Raw genomic sequence first — 18,669 nt, forward strand, 5'->3', positions numbered from 1 at the left:
ATTAATTTCTATGATAATCATTATCATTTAAGCCACTGAAAGGCTAGATTTTACTATTTTATAAGGCATTGCCCTGGATACACTCTATTTTTAACTATTAGCCATATTAAATACTCAGAATGCGATAAAGAGCTTCAAATCGATTACATTTCGTATTTTTATATAATAATATATTTATTTTGTCCAACTAGACATAAGTGTGCAGTTCGGAGGTGTAGTTATGAAAATGGCAAGAAGAATAACCGTAGCCATCTTGTGCGTAGTGGCTACCCTATTAGTTGCAGCACCCGCTTTCGCACAGCTTTGCGGCCCCTGTGGCGCGCCTGTGGCATATGGGCCGCCCCAGGATTGTATCGCTCAAATATTTTGCAACATACCGGTCACCACAGAAGTGCCCGTGACCGTGCCGGCTACGAGCGCGGTAACGGTTCCAGTAACCGTGCCCGTCGGAGATGTGGCGCCAGTAGTGGTCCCGAGGGCGGTCATTGTGCCAGAGACGATACCCGTACCGTTCGTCAGGCCGGCAATCGCTCCAGCAACGGTGCCTGTTACCGTGCCAGTTGTCACCAGCGTGCCAGTCACGTCAGTGATTCCACAGGTGACCACCGTCCCGCTAGGCAGCCCAGCAGTGCCCGCGTGCACCCCGGCAGTCGCGGGAGGGGGCGTGCCAGCGCCGGCGAACGTTCCGGCAGTATCAGGCGGGATTGGAAAAGGGCTTGGCACTAACGTCGGGCTTGGCAAGGGCATAGGCAGCTATGGCCTTGGCGGCTTAGGAGGCCTTGGCGGATACGGCGGATACGGCGGATACGGCGGTTTAGGAGGCCTTGGCGGATACGGCGGATATGGCGGTTTAGGAGGCCTTGGCGGATACGGCGGATACGGCCTGGGCAGCGCATACCCGTCAATGATGGGCACTATGCCCTCAACATATGGGAAATAGTATAGCTGCTAACGAAAGAGCTTAGGCATGTAAGCGTATACGAACTGGAGGGCGATGCCTTTCCAGTTCGTCAATACGATAAAATCCTCATTTTAGCTAATTCCTTTCGGCAATATCGTTTATTTGGCGGATAATATCTTTATGTCGCCTGGACATAAAGAGCATATAGTTGGGCGGGCGTTGTATGGTGAGGTACAACTTATTCCTCCTGGCACTCGCAGCTATGGTATTGTTTATGGCTCATGGTTGCAAGGCCTCGTCGGCGGATTCCGGCGTCGGGGGCATCAACTTATACGGCTTTCCAATGAGTATCGTGCCCCCGGATGTCGGGGCTGCAGCCATTCCCGGGCAGGGGTATACGTATAGCAATACAGGCTATACGCTCCCGAGCTTTGCCACCACTTATGGGTTCCGGGCTTTTGAAAGCTCGCCTATATTGAATGGCAATACGGGCTATTTCGGCCCGGACCTGGGCGGCATCGACCTGGGCGTGTCCTTCGGCCTGACGCAGGCAGACCATGACGCTTCCACGACGTCGTTCTCCAAGGACCTTCTCTACCAGGCGGACCTCGAGCAGACGTTCATCGGCTTCCCAGGGGTCGGCGTCGGCTCGCTCGGCGTCATGTTTCCGACCATTGTTAACAATAAGTCGAGCGTTAAGTACATGGAGAGCATTAAGTTCGAGTTCACCACCGAGAGCAATAAGTTTCAGATGGCTGGCTTTGGCTATCCTCTCGGCCTTGGCCTGGGCTATACATCAGCGATGGTGAGCAGTAGCCCCGGCGCAGGCATCATCAACTCGCCATACTACTTCCTATAGCTCGGACTTGATCCTTTCGAGGTAGGCGATGCGCTTCTCGATTGATGGGTGAGTGGATAAAAGCTCCATAACCGACCCGGCGATAGGCGAAATGCACAGCGCCTTTGCCGATTCCAGGCCCATCGCATCCTCTCTATTATAATCCCCGCCCGATATCTTCCTTAAGGCGCTAATGAGCGCATCCGGGTCCCTCGTAGTAAGGGCGGACCCCCTGTCTGCCCCATACTCCCTGTACCTGGAGACCGTGTTAATGATTATGACGCCGATTGTATTCGAGAAGAGCATGGACACGAGCCAGGCTAGCATGCTCGCCCCATAGTTACGCTCATCCCTGGAGAAGAGCATGGCGAAGACGAAGTATACGACATAGCTCACGATAGACACGATGAAGCTGGCGAAGGTGACGACGAACATGTCACGGTTTTTTATGTGTGAAAGCTCGTGCGCCAGCACCCCTCTCATCTCGCGCTCGTTAAGCCTGTTAAGGATGCCCGTGGTGACTGCCACCACCGCGTGTCTCTTATCCCTGCCCGTGGCGAAGGCGTTCGGTATGTCATTCTGCACCACGGCGACCTTTGGCTTCGGGATGTCCATCTCCGCCGCCAGGTTCTCTACGATGCTGTGAAGCCTCGGAGCCTCGTTCTCTTCCAGGATGCGCGCCCCGGTCGACCATAGCACGAGCTTATCCGAGAAGAAGTACTGGATGAACAGGAAGCCGCCTGCCATCAAGGCTATCAGGTATGCGTTTACGCCCATGAGCACCAAAAAGCCGATGGCTATCATGAAGAGCATAAACAATGCGCCGTAAACGATTATCTTCCTGATGGTCATGCCCCAATCTATTACCATATTAGCATCATCTCGCTAATATGTGAATAACGCTGGCATAAATACTTTATCATCAGGAAAGGGGGACATTATTTTTAAAAAGTTAAATCTTAGTAGAATCGGTAAGTATTTATAGCGTAAACATTTACGCATAGTTACTATGGATGCGAGCATACGACCTATATCCAGTCCTGAAATAGCTGGCGATCCTTTGGAGCAATCACAGGGGAGCGACGACGAGCTCCTCGACGCGTACTCGAAAGCAGTGGTCAGCGTCGTCGAAAAGGTAAGCCCGTCGGTGGTGAACGTTTACGTTAGCAAACGGCTGCCACGACGACAGGCTTACTGGAGAGGCCCCGAGAGATACAGGGCGGAGGCTCGGGCTTCATCTTCACGCCCGATGGCTTCATACTGACGAATAGCCATGTCGTTCATGATGCGACGAAGATCGATGTGACGTTGTACGATGGCAGGCACTTCCCGGCCCGCATCATCGGAGACGACCCGTTCAGACGGATGTAGGCTTTTCACCACAAAGAACACAAAAAACACCAGGCACACAATCTCTTTATATTTAAAAAAAATGTGTACTTAGTGTTAACCTCGTGTATTTTGTGGTAAAAACCTGGTGTTAGGAACGATATACTAGTAGTCGTCGCCCTTTTTAGACCAGACCTTCACAACCCACAGGAACGATGCGACAGTGGCCACGATGGTCGATAATATCAATAGGGGCCAGTACCAGACGGGCTGGGCGTTCGGGTCCATGAACACCCCGCTCCCCGCTATGGTCGCGATGGTGTTCGGCACCAGCGCGGCGGTGCCCAGCACGGTGAGGTAAGCGGTCACGAGAGAGAAGCGGTTATTTATGGTCTGAAGCTTATTGTTATAGATGCTCTGCATGACCTCAAGGCCTGAGGCGAGCACGTTTGACATCTGCTCGGATAACTCTATGTGCCTGTCTATGTTGATGGACAGCACGCCTATCCTGTCCAGAAGCTTCTCGTCATCAGTGATGAGGTCAGCGTCACCATACTGTAGCGAGTCCACGACGTCCTTGATGGCCCACATCACGTTCAAGTAGCCTATAAGGACGTGCTTCATGTTATAGATGCTCTGCGCGAGCTCCTTCTTGCTCACGTTCTCGTCGATGAGCTGCTTGCTTATCTCGTCGCCGTGCTTCTCTATCTCCCGTAAATACTCGAAGTTCCTGTCATTGTTTTCGTCAATTATGCGCTCCAGGATCAGCGTCACCTTATCCTTGGTCTCGTAGGCGTTCAGCTTCTTTATGAAGGTCTGGGCGTAGCGGGAGAACCTTACGAGGGCCGCGACGCTCTCGTTATGGACCGTCAGGATGAAGTTGCCACGGATTAAAATGACGAGGCGCTGTACCGTCATGTCGAACTTTTCGAGCTTTACCACAGGCAACACGATGCCAAGCTCTGTGTCCGTGTCCTCGTACGCCGAGTAGAAGCCTGAGAGCATCTTCTGGATAGGCGTCTGCGTAAACCCCATCGCCTGGGCTATCCTCTCCAGATCTTTTTCCAGGTCCTTTGTGGTATAGTCGATCCATGCCACGCTCGCATCCCTGGTGAACCCGAGGTATTCTTCGAGGGTTCTATCGGCCAACTTGTCGACCCGCCCGTCTTGCCTCAGCGCCACTGCGAAGTTGGAGGGCGGCTTCACCACTACCTGTGTCTGCTGCGCTGTCGCGCTATCCAAAAGTGATGCCTCCGAACAGTAACCTTTGGATACCTGCACCCTAATATACTTATTTATCGCCGGCCATATCTCTTGTACATGATTGCGAGGCCCACGATGACGATTATTAAGATGCCGGCGCCAAGGTAGGGCACGTACGAGTCGGCTTTGACCGTTACCCTGTAATCCTTCTCTTTTTCAGCCTGGTCGGATTTCACCTTTACGTTGACCTCGTAGTCGCTGGCCACTATGTTGCCCGGCGGCTGCACCGTCAGGGTAAAAGTCTGAGTCTCGCCCGCCTTAATGCTGTTGGTCCTGTTTGGCGACGCTTTTATGAGCCAGCCCTGCGGGGCTGTAGCTTCAATGTAAACGTTTGTGAGGGCTGTTCCCTGCCCGGCGTTCGATACGTAAACTACTATGTCAAAGGCCTGCCCGGCCTTCGTCTCGTAGGCTAGCCTGGAGCTTGTCACGCTCATGCCTACGCCGCTCTTCAGCGTAAGAGTAAGGTACTTCTTGATGCTCACGCCTTCCGGCGTGGTCACCACGGCAGTAAAATTATAGCTGCCCGCGCTTACGCTATATGGGGGCACGACCTCCAGCACGAGGTCTTTATCTGAGGATGCGGGTATTACGACCTCTGCCAGCTCCTCCACGCTAGTTGCGCTCTCCTTAAAGCGCGCGTACCAGTTGTCTGGCAGGCCAGCCACGGACAGGCTGTAGATGTTCTCTTTAGCCTGGACATTCCTAATGCGCAGGTCATAGGTTATCTTATCGCCTATGGAGGCTATCTTTGAGCCGACCTTGAAGGAGACGTCCGCCGACTGGTTGGCGCTGGTGATGTCTACGAACACCTCTAGCCTTATATCATCCACATATGCCACTACTTTCTTTTCCCCGACGGGCGTGTTTCCCCAGGTCTGGACCATCAGGTTTACCGTCCTTGACTGTCTGGCGGGGACGCTTATCTTGTAAACGCCTTTGTCGCCATACTCGAACCACGTCTTCCAGCCTATATCGCTGAACGAAGAGAGCGAATAAGTATGGTCTGATGGGTTATTGTTCTGGATGAGTATGGGAAATGATACCACGTCGCCCCCAAGGGCTGTCTGTCCCGGCACATCACAGGACACCTTCGTCCCGGACGCTGCCGTGCTATCCTGCCTGGAGAACCTTGAAACGAGAACGTAGGCTTTATCTCCCTCCACACGGTCAACGTATACTCGAAGCATGCCAGGATACTCTGCGTAGTGGCCGGCCCATACCTGCTTCGGCTCATTAAACTCTGAAGGCACGGAAGGCCCGCTGAGCGAAACATTAACATACTTGCTCCCGTTGGCTATCCCGAACCTCAGGAAATAATCACCAAGCGGCTTGACCTCATTCCCTACCTCATAGTAAGTCCACGGCTCGTAGCCATCGTCTCCGATGGCAGGCTGCATAGCAATGCCAAGGAGCATAAAGGTTGCCAGCAGCGTGCACGTCGCCCTCTTCATCTTATATCAGCCCTCATGAACATGACGTATGATGCGGCCAGCGGCGCAACCAGCTCGACGATTAGCGCCAGAATGCTCGTCCACACATACGCCAGAGAATCCCATATTGTGGGCTCATGAACATAAGGCGTGAACCCTTTCAATGCATATATTGGCCCGGGATATCCACCCTGCTTATACAGTATGGCCGGAGATATCTTATAGTCGAAGCTGTACATGGGCGATATGGTGTCTATCGAGTCGATTATCATCTGCTTATTCCTATAGTACTGCTCAATCGCCGGGTCCCAGGGTATTGCGATGGGTATGGGCTCAGGCGTACTATTTTCTGATGGCTGCATAAGGGTCGGCTCTGGCAGAGTAATGGGCCTGATCTCGGGAGGCGGCCCCATGACGGCATCCGCTATCTTTGGCGCAAACGTGGGGATGATGATCATCGCGATGACCACGCCGAGCACGAGCAGGATGGACATCGCCGAGTTCTTCGCCAGCGTAGAGAAAAGCGTTGCGATGGCGAAAAATACGCTGCTATAAAGCAGAGCCATCACGAAGTACGCGGCAATCCTTATAAGGTCATTCCCAGTGGGCACGACGCCATAGAAAAGCATGATTGCAAGGGTGATCATGAACACGCTGCCCATGACTACCACCAGTATTGAGAGGGCGCCGATGAGCTTGCCATTGATGACCGCGTCACGATACACGGGGTGGGATAGCAATGATTTTAGCGTGCCCTCCTCCCTCTCCCGCGTTATCAGGTCAAACCCTATCGCTATGGATAGCAGCATTAGTATGAGGGAAAAGTATCCTCCGCCAATGCCCATGCTCGAGTTGAGGCCGGCGAAAACGGTCAGCACCGAGGGCATCGGAGGGTTTATCAGCATATCAAGCTGCTGCCTTAGAGCCTGTATCTCCTCTTCGGCGGCGCCGGATGCCTCGGCATCGGCGATCTGCTTCTGGAGGCTGGCCACCTGCTCCTTGAACCACGGCTGCTGCTGGTACTCGGCCTGGCTCTTCTTATACTCCTCAAGAGACTTATTATACTGGTCCATGCCCATCGCCATGCCCACCCCTGCGAGGAGCAACAGGACTCCGAATATGGCCAGGAAACGCTTGCTCGTCAAATGATCCCTGAACTCTTTGCCAGCCACTATTAGCTCTTGCCTCATTTACGCCCCTCCATACACCGTCTCAAGGAATATATCCTCTAACGACTTCTCCTCTAGCCTCATCTCCTTTATCCGGTACTCCTTGCGGTATAGCTCCTCGGATATGCTGTCCCTTATATCGGATTCTGCGGTGAGCACCGCGGTGCCATCCTGGTATGAGGCCTCGATTATCCTTGGATCGGTAAGCCGGGGCATATCGCCGATTACTTTGACCACTATCCTCACCGTCCCCTCCTTGCTCATCTTTTTCCTGACCTCTTCCGGCGTACCCTTTACCACCAGCTTGCCGCCGGATATTATTCCAATCGTATTGCAGACGTGCCGCACCTCGTCGAGGATGTGCGATGAGAAGAAGACGGTCTTGCCCTGGCCTGATAGCTCCTTTATCGCCTTCCTGAACTGGATGACTCCCTGGGGGTCGAGGCCGCTGGTTGGCTCGTCTAAGAAAATTACCTCCGGGTCGTTGAGGAGCGCCTGTGCGAGGCCGAGGCGCTGCTTCATGCCCCGCGAGTATGTGCCCACGGGCTTTTCGACCTTTTCGAGGCCGACGTATCTTAATAGCTCGTCTATGCGCCTGTCCGCGTCCTTTAAGTCATAGAACTTAGCGAAGTATCTTAAATTCTGGCGTGCCGTGAGGTTGGAGTAGAACCCCACCCCGTCGGGGAGATATCCGGTGATGCGCTTCGCCTCCATTGGGTTTCTCGTCACGTCCACGCCCTTCACGAAGCACTTTCCGCTCGTCGGCTCTATTAGCCCCACCATCATCCCTATCGAGGTGGTCTTCCCGGCGCCATTGGGCCCTATGAACCCGAAGACCTCGCCTTTCTCAACCGAAAGCTCAAGCCCATCTACGGCCTTTATGCCATCGTATATTTTCGTAAGAGCCTCAGCCCTGATGATCTCCATAATCGGTCTCTTATATGTTTAACGATTAGTATATAATAATTATCTTAACTACGGTTTAATCCGTAGCATAGAAAGTATTTTAAGGGACAATTTTATATGCTAATACCAATTTTTATCAGGGCGAAGGAAGGATACGTCATTGTATAGGATTGTCGGGAAGAAGGAGATCGCTTTTAATACTACTTTGTTTGAGGTTGAGGCGCCCGAGGTCGCCCGAAAGGCCTTGGCCGGGCAGTTTGTGGTCGTGAGGCTGGACGAGAGGGGCGAGCGTATACCACTTACGATAGCTGATTTTGACCGTGGAAAGGGTACGATAACTATGGTCGTGCTTTCGGTGGGGAAGACTACGAAGAAGCTTTCTAGGCTTAGGGAGGGCGACCATATCCTGGACGTGGCGGGGCCTCTGGGCAATCCTGCCGAGATGGTTGAGAATAGTTTGGTAGTATGTATCGGAGGCGGGCTCGGTATAGCCCCGATTTACCCGATAGCCCGTGAGCTTAAGGCCCGCGGCAATAAGGTCATCTCTATAATAGGGGCGAGGAGCGCTTCCCTGCTTTTCTGGGAGGACCGCATGAGGGAGGTAAGCGATGAGCTTTACGTCGTGACGGATGACGGCTCATATGGGCGAAAAGGGTTTGCGGTCCACCAGCTTCTGGATTTGATAAGCTCCGGGATGAGGATTGACCGCGTGATAATCATAGGCTCGGCCATAATGATGAAGGTGACCTCTGAGGCCACGAGGCCTTATGGCATTAAGACTATCGTGAGCCTGAACCCCATCATGGTGGATGGCACGGGAATGTGCGGGTCGTGCAGGGTTACGGTTGGCGGGAAGACAAGGTTTGCCTGCGTTGATGGCCCTGAGTTTGATGGCCACGAGGTGGACTTTGATGAGCTCCTTGCGAGGCTGAGGATGTATAGTGCTGAGGAGAGATTGGCTGATGAGCTTTATATGCAGGGGGTGGGGGCTTGCCAAAGCTGCCAAAAGAATTTATAGATAGGCGGAGGCGTATCCCTATGAGGGAGCAGCCGCCCGCGGAAAGGGTAAAGAATTTTGACGAGGTGGCGCTTGGCTATAGCGAGGAAGAGGCCATTAGCGAGGCCAAGCGTTGCCTTCATTGCGATGCGCCCATGTGCATAGAGGGCTGCTCCGTGGGCATCGACATACCCGCCTTTGTGAAGAAGATAGCCGAGGGCAATTTCGAGGAGGCCATCAGGATTATTAAGGAGAAGAATAATTTGCCAGCCATCTGTGGCCGGGTGTGTCCACAGGAGTCCCAGTGTGAGAAGAAGTGTATACTGGGGATGAAGTGGAAGCCGCTGGCGATTGGGCGATTGGAGCGTTTTGCAGCCGACCATGAGAAGGACGGCGTTAGGCCTGAGGTTACGCCTAACGGAAGGAAGGTTGCCGTCGTGGGCTCGGGGCCTGCCGGGCTGACAGCCGCCGCAGACCTTGCCAGGATGGGCTACGCCGTGACCATTTTTGAGGCGCTGCATAAGCCGGGCGGGGTGCTGGTGTATGGGATTCCCGAGTTCAGGCTGCCCAAGGCAATAGTGGAGAAAGAGGTCGAGTACGTGAAGAGCCTTGGCGTGGAGATTAGGCTTAACCATGTCGTTGGCAAGACCATTACCATAGACGAGCTTTTTGATGCGGGCTATGAGGCGGTGTTCGTTGGGAGCGGCGCCGGCCTGCCCTCTTTTATGCACATACCCGGCGAGAACTTGAATGGCGTATATTCTGCCAACGAGTTTTTGACTCGTGTTAACTTGATGCGTGCCTTCAGGTTTCCTGAGTATGATACGCCTATCAAGCGTGGCAGGAATGTGGCCGTCGTTGGGGGCGGTAACGTGGCCATGGACGCGGCCAGGACGGCGAAAAGGCTGGGCGCAGAGCACGTTTATCTCATTTACCGCAGAGGCGAGGAGGAGATGCCCGCCCGGCGTGAGGAAGTGGAGCACGCCAAAGAGGAGGGCATCGAGTTTAGGCTCCTCATGAATCCGACCAGGATTATCGGGGATGAGCAGCGGAACGTTAAGGCGATAGAGTGCATCTGCATGGAGCTTGGCGAGCCGGATGAGACGGGGCGGAGGGCACCGGTGTGCAAGCCAGGCTCCGAGACCACCATGGACGTCGATACGGTGATAATAGCCATTGGCACTTCGCCAAACCCTCTAATCGCTAAGGCCACTCCGGGCCTCAGGACAGGCAAGCACGGCGTCCTTGAGGTCGAGCCGTACACCTTTAAGACCTCCAGGGAGGGCGTGTTCGCCGGCGGGGACATCGTCTCAGGTGCGGCCACCGTGATAAGCGCCATGGGGCAGGCGAAGGAAGCGGCGAAGGCCATAGACGAGTACATAAAAAACAAGTAATAATGAAACCCATATCAACCTCTTATAAATGGGAGTAATAGATAGGCGTTCTGCCTTCTTTATTAAATAATCGAATAGTGATAAATCGCTTTTTTTGAAAGTATTTGGTATGGTTGTCAGATTGTTAGAGAAAGTATAAATATGCTAGTTTTAAATATCATTAAGGGGCGGGTGGCCGGGGTATTAGGATATGAACTCCAATAGGTTGCTGACGTACATAGCGACTTCAGGCGTGAGAAATAACATATTATACCAATTATTAGAAGAGCCAATGGATTTGTCCGGGCTAAAAAGCGTTTTCGGCGTAACGTCTGCTGACTTGCTTCCGCGCCTCAAGGAAATGGAAAAAAGGAGTCTGTTATACAAGGTGGATGGCGTATACCAGTTAACTTTTACAGGTAAGACCGCGGCTAGAATGCTCTCCCGGTGGGAGCGTTTATCACGATTATTAGAGGAGCACGGCCAATTTTTTAATAGCCACGACATGTCAGTATTCCCTGAAAACCTGCTAGATAGCATGAGTATGCTGGGAGATTGCAGGATCATACAAGACAATATGCGGGATATTAACGCCACCTACAGGGAAATAGTCGAAAAATTATCAATGTCCAGCTCCCTCATGGGCATCTCGCCCATTTTCGATTCGCACTTTCCCGAGATAGTTGTTTCGATTGCCCTGCGGAACGCTCCCGTATCCATAATTTTAACAAGGGACATCTATGAAATCGTTGTAGATGAGTACGCGGATGCGCTACGACTGTTTTTATCATGTGAGAATGCCCGGCTTTACGTCGTCGGGGAGGCGAGGCTGGCCCTGGCGGTCACCGATTCTTTCCTCGCGCTCTCACTATTCAATGATAGTGGGTTCGACGCCCAGACTAGTCTTGTTAGCCGCGAGGAATCAGCGCTAAAGTGGGGCGGAGAACTGTTCGAATACTACAGGAGACGATCAAAAGAAGTCAAAAACCCAGTCGACTAGTCAATTCTTTTATACCATGCTGACCGAGCGTTTAATTTTAGGCCAAAATTGGCCGGGCATTTAATTTTAGGCTATAATTGACTGGGAGCTTAATTTTAGGCCAAAATTAAACGAGGAATCTAATAAATACATGTAAAGCTATAGCTTGCTATACGAGCATCCTGTGGGATGCCTCGTGGGTGGCAGCGGCCCCTGGAAGAACGCTGCCATCCACGGCCAAAAAAGTGGCAAGACCAGGTAGACATTCAAACATTTAAAACGTTTCTATGAATCCAGCGTTACAACGGCTTGCCTCCATAAAAAGAAAACCAACACGCCAAAACGTGAAGAATAAGCCCTTGAGGAGGAAAAGCGATAAAAATCAAACTGAATAAAATCCTATGCATAACGGTCGCCTTTATACTCTTATTGGCAGTGACCGTGGTACCGACAATGGCATCTACACCAGTTCCAGTTAGCCCGGGCATAACAAAAGACAACGCGGATTCGCAGAAAATTTCAATATCTAATTTGAATTCCAATGGAAATGAAGCAATCAACTCAGTAAAAAAATTCGTAGATGATGACTTGGGTGGCGAGGGCGTCTTGAAGACCGTAAAAACAACGATCGATGGAAAATATGTCAACACAAAATTTGAAGTTGATGTTTCAGAGGAAGGAAAATATTATGTGACTGCATGGGTCATGGGCACCAACGGAAAAAAGATTCAAGCATACCTCGATGATGATCCAAATCCCATAGGAGACCTAAAGATATCAGAGAACGATTGGCAGTTTGCAGAATTACAGAACAAGAACATTTTTGACCCAATACAACTATCTAAAGGAACCCATGTATTCTCCTTTAGAAGCCAAGAAGTACCGGCAATTGAATTCATTCGATTGGCCAAACAAAAGGATAAAGCGATTCTCCCCGATACGAATTATCGAAATTACATAAAAACTCTAGAGACGAGCTCTTTGCCAGAAAGTTACAGACAGTCGAAGATCGGAAATCAAACGACTGAGACAATGGCATTGGCAACAATATCCAATCCAGCCGGCGATTATGCATATCAATTGGATACTAGCTTTACATATACTTACTACGCGTATTTCAACTTCAATAGTGGTCAGCATGTGGTTTTCGAAACCAATAAAAGTGATCCATACGCATCTGACCCGGTCATGTACTTGTTTAATGCAAATGATCCTGTCAATGGTGGTTCATGGTCGAACGATGACTATAACGGATTTCAATCAAGAATAGATGTTACCATCCCAAGTACTGGTTCGTATATACTACTGCTACGATCATTTAGTTCCAGTTCCCCCGGAACTTCGGATTTGTATAAAGATGGTTCTCTGTATGCCTCAAATGTTGCACTCGCTGGAACTAGAGTATATTGTGGCGGGGTCTCCAAGACAGGAGAATTGAATTACTTTACAGCCAAACTTACAGGTGATAGTCGTATATGGTTAGAAGACAGTAGTAGTCCATATCCAGGCAAAATAACAGGATTCAATGATGACTATGCTGGGTCTGGGGATTTTAATTGGGGTCTTGCATCAAGAGTAAAAAAGGACTTTTCACCAAGTATCAATTACGTCCTTGTTTCGAGTTACAGTTCATATAATCCAACAGGTAAAGCAGATGTGTACATGAAATGTGATAATAGCAACATTATGAGCTATTTCGAGAATCTCAAGGCTGACGATGCCATCAAGTCGGCACAAGCATCCGATGCTTATAACTGTATAAGCTGGTCCGGAGGACGCATAGATTTAGGTAGGTACTTTTGGCCTCCTAGCCCCGGGAATCCATGGTACGATCCGAACCCACTAACTGCGTTTGATAAATTCTATGGGAATACTCCTGCAAGATATTCTGGTGCAATGAATTATACGCGATCTGGGGCGACTGAAAGTAATAGTGTGGTTGATTTATGGGCGCTAAGCGGCAGCTATACGCATGCGTCAGTTACAAAACCGGGGAACGACCATTCACACGGCTACGATTGGGAAAGCAAACCTGGCGGGCTTATGAGAACTTTCCATCCAAGATATGCACTAAGAGGTAGTTCTTATGGAGATGTGGTCGCCTACTATCGATGGACTGGAGGATATGCGTCAGCTGCTTCTAGCAAAACAACTGGAGGTATGACTTTCGATGAATCTGTAAAGAGTGGTTTGACCGTAATAGATAAAGTTGAATTATCTGCAGAAGAAAAAGCAAAACTGGCGGATTCGATAAATAGCATCCCCGAGGAAGTTAAACGGGAATTCGAAGCTAAATATTTAGCATGGAAAGCGACATGGGATGACCCTGATCTTGTCATTCAGAGCAATCCATGGATGTTTACTCAATCTGAGCAATATGATGAATTCCTAGCCTATTGCAAGAAACAGGGTAAAGCAGTATGGCCTCTGTTATTCCAAAAATATGTGCAAGGAGATGAACTTGCTAAAGAGGCTATCATAGATGTGACATATACTAAATATGGCCTCCTTTTGGATGATATAAGGCAGGAAAGCGCCAAAGAGCGGTACAATACCGAAGGTGCATATATAGCTCCTTCTGAGGAAGCAAATATAATGAGGTATATCGAGAAGCTATTGGCATTAGAGGTATGAGCATTATGAATCCAAAATTTTTATTAATTACAATATTTACAATAATTGGAATATTATTAATTAGCGGATGTGTCAATGAAAAGAAAATGAAAGAAAAATTGGGAGATGAAATATTAAATATAGGAGAAGCCGTTCCTGAAGGATGGAATTATACGATAACCCAAGATTTCGTAGGAGAGGTTACCCCTGCTGATGGGTATGGTAAAATTGCAACTCAAAATTCAGAAGAAATAAGCGTACCTCATGGTCTATGGAAACCGGTAGCTGTTGTGAATTTTGTCAACCCTAATAGAGAGATTGGATATTATCCTGGCGTGGAAACTGAAAAGAAATATAACCCATCACTTCAGCTTTATTTTTACGATATTACGCAAAAACAAATGATAATGGAGATCGTAGATAAAGAAAAAATTTATTCATGGTGTTCCCCCATATACTTCGATGAGACCAAGAATTACGTTATTGTCACTTCTGAGTGTTATATAAACAGCGGGATAAATACTGAGGAGGCAAAAAATTATTATTCTCCATTAGAGAGGTCATTAAAAGCGTATTTTAATAAATATAAGGACGCTCATTGAAAAAAACGAGTTAACCTCCTTAACCAATCCACCATTCCCTCCATACTTGAAGTCTTCAACATATCTTCCCATGATTTTTAGGCACAAGGTTTGATTTTTTCGTCGTTTGTTATAGGGGCCTGGTATTCTTGTTTTTGTCTGCTTATTAATAATAGCTCGCCTATAAGCATGTGAAGTGTTTTACCATGGTTAAAAGTATTAACGGTATTGAGCATATCTATGGGATCGCCCCCCTACTACGATCCCGCCACTAAAAAGACGAGGCATCATAGTTAATACCTGAGAAATACTCGGGCAAAAAATTGGGCGATTCGATGACCCCTGTAAAAACGAAGAACAACCCGCCCAAAACAATTATACGATGGGCGAGCTCCTCTCTCTCTTGGTGCTCAGAGAACTCGGCATTGATGAACTGCTACCTTTTTACCTTGACAACAAAACGTGAAGACCGTTATGGGCATGGCGATCAACCGAGTGGTAGAATCCTACTCGACGCCCAGACCAGCCTCATGAGCCGTGAAAAATCGGCGCTAAAATGGGGGGACTATTCGAATACTACAAGCAAGGGGCGAGGGAGATTACATAGTATTGCTAGGAATCCGAGGCTTTCTAATTAAACGATGAGTTTAATATAATTAAAAAATTAGATGACGCGCTTAACTTTATATTAAACGAAGGAAATTATAAATACTCATATAGCGATTGCTTGTTTTAGAAGCGTCTCTACTAGACGCATCGTGGACAGCAGCGGCCCCTGGGAGAGCGCTGCCATCCACGGCCAAAAAAGTGGCAAGACCAGGTAGACATTCAAACTACTTAAAACGTTTCTATGAATCCAGTTGTGGGCTTGCCTCCATAAAAAGAAAACCGAACACGCCAAAACGTGAAGAATAAGCCCTTGAGGAGGAAAAGCGATGAAAAAAATCCTATGCATACCGGTCAGCCTTGTGATACTACTAGCGATAACCGATGTACCGACGATGGCATGCAAACCATTAGAGCCATGTGATCAGAAAAACTTGTCATTAGCAGATAATGTAGAATACGGAAAGATCTCAACGTAACAGTGCAGCAATTATCTGGTTCTGAAGCGAATATTAAAAGAGGTTTTTAATAACCAAGAAGTAAAATATATCCGAAATGAATTCTTGGCAAGAAAATACGTGGAAAAAGGAAATCATGCTAAAGTGTATAAAGCAATAGCCAGTAACAAAACGATAAGTTCGGAAATAATAATTGTGGAGATACCCTACAATACTCATCATTGGATAAATCGTTGGAGTGTGAATAATGTCTATAATAGAAGATAGATCACCATCATTTATTAAAGACGATGATGGTAGGTGGAAATGGACAACAATAGCAATCCTATTGTTTACCGAGGCAGTTTGTGCGACTATAGGAATTTTTATTGCACGATATATTACGACAGGAGATACTATTAACTCGCTCATTTTAGCACTAATAAGTGCCATCATAATAGTATCCATCGATATCATATCATTGGTCCTGACTGGTAAACCACTACTATCATACATTCTACAAAAAAGGCGGTTGGACCTAAAATGTGAAGAAAAAACGCTCATTTAGGTGATAATATGCGATGACCAGATGGATGGATAATATGGCCTATACCATGAAAAGACCATTAAGTGTATAATCGCTTAGTTTTATTTCATATGAGTGTATAACCGAAAATTATCAAAAGATGCAATAAGAATGAGACCAGTTTTATATTTGATAGTTTTTATTTCTTTTTTTATTGGTTTATCATTACCAGCATACGCTAGTAATGTGAACGTTATATATTTTCATATGCAGGGTTGTCATGATTGTGTTGTTACTGATCCTTTAGTTAGGCAAATGGAGCAAGAATATCCTAGCGGTACGTTTATGTGGGCGGACGTCGGTACGCGGGATGGGCCACGCTTGTGGGAGCGGTATGGGTTTGCGGAGGTTCCTGCCATCGTTATAAATGATGAGACTAGACTCTCGAAAGAAAATAAGTTCTTCTCCAAGTTTGGGATTACTATGTCTACATTATATTAAGGATCATGTTTTGGCCAATCCCCTGGATACTAAGCTCGCTGACTGGACGTTTAATCTTAAGCCAAAATTAAACGAGGAATCTAATATATACTAGAATTATCAATACATTCTTATACAAGCATATGTAGTGGAATGGCATTAGCGGCGATATAGATGATAAAGACTGAAAGCTTGACTAAGGTGTATGGTGGCGTAAAAGCCGTCGACTCTATTAACGTTACGATCGAAAAGGGCGAGGTCTGCGGGTTCGTGGGGCCAAATGGGGCGGGCAAGACGACGACGATTGGCATGATGACTGGCCTCATCGAGCCGACGAGCGGCAGGTGCTTCGTGAAAGGCATGGAGGTGACGAAAAATCCCCTCGCAGTCAAGCAGGTTATCGGGTACTTGCCGGATGGGTTCGGGCTTTACTCGCACATGACAGCGGCCCAGAACCTGAGGTATTTCTCAAAGTTCTATGGCATGAAAGAGGCTGAGGCTAACGCCAGGATTGCCGAATTGCTGGGAGAGGTGGGCCTGGCTAACGTAGAAAAAAAGGTGGGCGCCTATTCCAGGGGAATGAAGCAGAGGCTCGGCCTGGCCAGAGCACTGCTCAACGACCCTGAAGTAATATTTTTGGACGAGCCTACGAATGGCCTCGACCCGGAAGGCGTCATCCAGTTCCGCAGAGTCATTAAGGGGCAGGCGGCAAAGGGTAAGACCATCTTCTTCTCATCCCATATCCTGGACGAGGTCCAGCACGTCTGTAACACGATATGTATCATCTCGAAGGGCAAAATAATGGCGCAGGGCACGCTAGACGACGTTAAGAGACAGATGCGAAAAACTCCAAGATTCAGCATCATAGTCAAGGTCGATGGGAAGATGCCCAGGCTGGATAGCCCTGACATCATCGAGGCGGCGTACCAGGACGGCGGCGCCACGATTAGGGCTAGCTCAGACCTCAGGGACTTCATCTTCGACGAGGTCGTCAGGAGCGGCCTGCGGGTGAGAGAGCTGAGGCTGGAGGAGGAGTCGCTCGAGGACGTTTTCCTGGAGACCGTTTATGGGGGCGCTTGAATGAGGCCCGAGTTGATAGTCGCAGAAAAGGAGTTCAGGGATCATTTGGCCAGCAAGCGTTTCCTGGCAATATTCGCCATATTGATGCTGCTCTCTTTCTACGGGGTCTACTCGGGCATGGACGCCTACAACAAAAGGCTGGACCAGTATAAGAATCCGGGCCTCGTGATGGATCAGCCATTCATGAAGGAAGCGGTGGAATCCCTACAGAAGGAGATACAGGACGCCGAGGCTCGCGGGGACTCGCCCGAGAGTATACAGGCGTTGAAGGACCAGCTCAGCTTGCTGACCAATCCTCCAATGCCCTCCGTGCTAGAGGTATTCAATAGCATGGTCATCTTCTTTACGTTTTTAGGCATGATACTGGGCGCTGCGATGGGCTTCGACCAGATATCCAAAGAGAGAGATGAGGGCACGCTCAAGTTTTTAGTCTCAAGCCCCATCTATAGGGATGCAATCATTAATGGCAAGGCGATCGGTGCCATCGCCACCCTCGCAGTGGCGCTGGCCGCGGCTTTCCTGCTTGCGATCGCCATCGTGATGTTCAGGGGCGTGGTGCCAGGGCTTGATGACATGCTGAGGATAGCTGCGTTCTTCGTGGCTGCGCTGCTATATTGTACGGTCTTCTTCGCCATCGCCATGATGATGTCCGCTATCACAAAAAGCACGTCGATGTCGGTCATATGCACCGTAGGCCTCGTCGTCCTGCTCATCGTATTCTCGATACTGGCGCTCGTCGTGTCGGGCTTCATCGCCCAGGCAATCGTAGGGCCTGCGCCGCCCATAGACTACGGCAGCCTCCTGAATAACTCGACCGGCTCCGCTAACGTCTCCTATATCGTAAGTAATAGCGAGTACATGAACTATACTACCAGGCTTGTGGCGATGGAATTCCAGATCTCCGATGCAATAACCACCGTGTCGCCCGTCAACGATTTCGGCGGCTTAATGGGAATGGGGGTGGGCGGCATAGGCAACGCCATATTATCTAAAACTCCCGTACAGTCGTTCAGCCTTGTAGCGACTACGTCTGCCAGGCAGGTCTCGCTGCTGGATTCCCTCGCCTCGGTATGGGTGAAGATATTCGTCCTCATCGTTGAGATGGTCGTCGCCTTTGCCGTATCCTATGTGGCTTTCATGAGAATGGACGTACGATAATAC

Annotated in this window: 16 protein-coding genes; 11 read left to right on the forward strand and 5 right to left on the reverse strand. The window is 49.3% G+C overall.

What is annotated here, in order from left to right; all coding sequences use genetic code 11:
* Positions 1–220: 220 nt before the first annotated feature.
* Positions 221–940: a hypothetical protein gene (locus MTC_RS13045; RefSeq protein ID WP_048189055.1), complete on the forward strand. Its 720-nt coding sequence runs from the start codon at positions 221–223 to the stop codon at positions 938–940.
* A gap of 235 nt (positions 941–1,175) precedes the next feature.
* Entirely contained in the window at positions 1,176–1,760 is a 585-nt protein-coding gene (locus tag MTC_RS05480; RefSeq protein WP_143767080.1) for a hypothetical protein, read from the forward strand.
* Here the strand turns inward: MTC_RS05480 and MTC_RS05485 are convergent.
* A complete protein-coding gene (locus MTC_RS05485) occupies positions 1,755–2,609 on the reverse strand; it encodes a M48 family metalloprotease (RefSeq protein WP_014405695.1) in 855 nt (284 codons plus the stop codon). The two genes, MTC_RS05480 and MTC_RS05485, sit on opposite strands and share 6 nt — an antisense overlap.
* 190 nt (positions 2,610–2,799) lie before the next feature.
* Here MTC_RS05485 and MTC_RS13585 point away from each other — a divergent pair, with 190 nt between their 5' ends.
* Together MTC_RS13585 and MTC_RS13590 are read left to right on the forward strand one after the other, a co-directional pair.
* Entirely contained in the window at positions 2,800–3,003 is a 204-nt protein-coding gene (locus MTC_RS13585; protein ID WP_237705987.1) for a hypothetical protein, read from the forward strand.
* Positions 3,000–3,110, forward strand: coding sequence for a hypothetical protein (locus MTC_RS13590; protein ID WP_237705998.1), 111 nt, complete (start codon positions 3,000–3,002; stop codon positions 3,108–3,110). The genes MTC_RS13585 and MTC_RS13590 overlap by 4 nt, the downstream gene beginning before the upstream one ends.
* A 123-nt stretch (positions 3,111–3,233) precedes the next feature.
* On the opposite strand, the gene MTC_RS05495 is transcribed toward MTC_RS13590, so the two are convergent.
* From MTC_RS05495 to MTC_RS05510, 4 genes are read right to left on the reverse strand one after another with little or no spacing between them, the layout of a single operon-like run.
* Positions 3,234–4,310, reverse strand: a complete 1,077-nt coding sequence (locus MTC_RS05495) for a CorA family divalent cation transporter (protein ID WP_014405696.1) — start codon at positions 4,308–4,310, stop codon at positions 3,234–3,236.
* A 53-nt stretch (positions 4,311–4,363) separates the two neighbouring features.
* Positions 4,364–5,782, reverse strand: coding sequence for a COG1470 family protein (locus MTC_RS05500; protein WP_014405697.1), 1,419 nt, complete (start codon positions 5,780–5,782; stop codon positions 4,364–4,366).
* Positions 5,779–6,951, reverse strand: a complete 1,173-nt coding sequence (locus MTC_RS05505) for an ABC transporter permease (RefSeq protein ID WP_014405698.1) — start codon at positions 6,949–6,951, stop codon at positions 5,779–5,781. The genes MTC_RS05500 and MTC_RS05505 overlap by 4 nt, the downstream gene beginning before the upstream one ends.
* Positions 6,952–7,857: an ABC transporter ATP-binding protein gene (locus MTC_RS05510; protein WP_014405699.1), complete on the reverse strand. Its 906-nt coding sequence runs from the start codon at positions 7,855–7,857 to the stop codon at positions 6,952–6,954.
* A 139-nt stretch (positions 7,858–7,996) separates the two neighbouring features.
* Between MTC_RS05510 and MTC_RS05515 the strand changes: the two genes are divergently transcribed.
* The 7 genes from MTC_RS05515 (at position 7,997) to MTC_RS05560 (ending at position 18,666) form a co-directional block, all read left to right on the forward strand.
* On the forward strand, positions 7,997–8,854 hold the full coding sequence (locus MTC_RS05515) for a sulfide/dihydroorotate dehydrogenase-like FAD/NAD-binding protein (protein WP_014405700.1): 858 nt from the start codon (positions 7,997–7,999) through the stop codon (positions 8,852–8,854).
* 20 nt (positions 8,855–8,874) lie between these two features.
* Positions 8,875–10,227: an NADPH-dependent glutamate synthase gene (gene gltA, locus MTC_RS05520; RefSeq protein WP_048189058.1), complete on the forward strand. Its 1,353-nt coding sequence runs from the start codon at positions 8,875–8,877 to the stop codon at positions 10,225–10,227.
* 190 nt (positions 10,228–10,417) lie between these two features.
* Positions 10,418–11,206 carry a helix-turn-helix transcriptional regulator gene (locus tag MTC_RS05525; RefSeq protein WP_014405702.1) on the forward strand — a complete coding sequence of 263 codons (789 nt, stop codon included), beginning with the start codon at positions 10,418–10,420 and terminating at the stop codon, positions 11,204–11,206.
* 414 nt (positions 11,207–11,620) lie between these two features.
* Positions 11,621–13,819 carry a DUF7689 domain-containing protein gene (locus MTC_RS05530; RefSeq protein ID WP_449405434.1) on the forward strand — a complete coding sequence of 733 codons (2,199 nt, stop codon included), beginning with the start codon at positions 11,621–11,623 and terminating at the stop codon, positions 13,817–13,819.
* A gap of 5 nt (positions 13,820–13,824) precedes the next feature.
* Positions 13,825–14,400, forward strand: coding sequence for a hypothetical protein (locus MTC_RS05535; RefSeq protein ID WP_014405704.1), 576 nt, complete (start codon positions 13,825–13,827; stop codon positions 14,398–14,400).
* 2,202 nt (positions 14,401–16,602) lie between these two features.
* A complete protein-coding gene (locus tag MTC_RS05555; protein ID WP_014405707.1) occupies positions 16,603–17,508 on the forward strand; it encodes an ABC transporter ATP-binding protein in 906 nt (301 codons plus the stop codon).
* A complete protein-coding gene (locus MTC_RS05560; protein WP_014405708.1) occupies positions 17,509–18,666 on the forward strand; it encodes an ABC transporter permease in 1,158 nt (385 codons plus the stop codon).
* Positions 18,667–18,669 lie beyond the last annotated feature (3 nt).

The organism is Methanocella conradii HZ254 (assembly GCF_000251105.1).
Taxonomy (GTDB): Archaea; Halobacteriota; Methanocellia; order Methanocellales; family Methanocellaceae; genus Methanocella; species Methanocella conradii.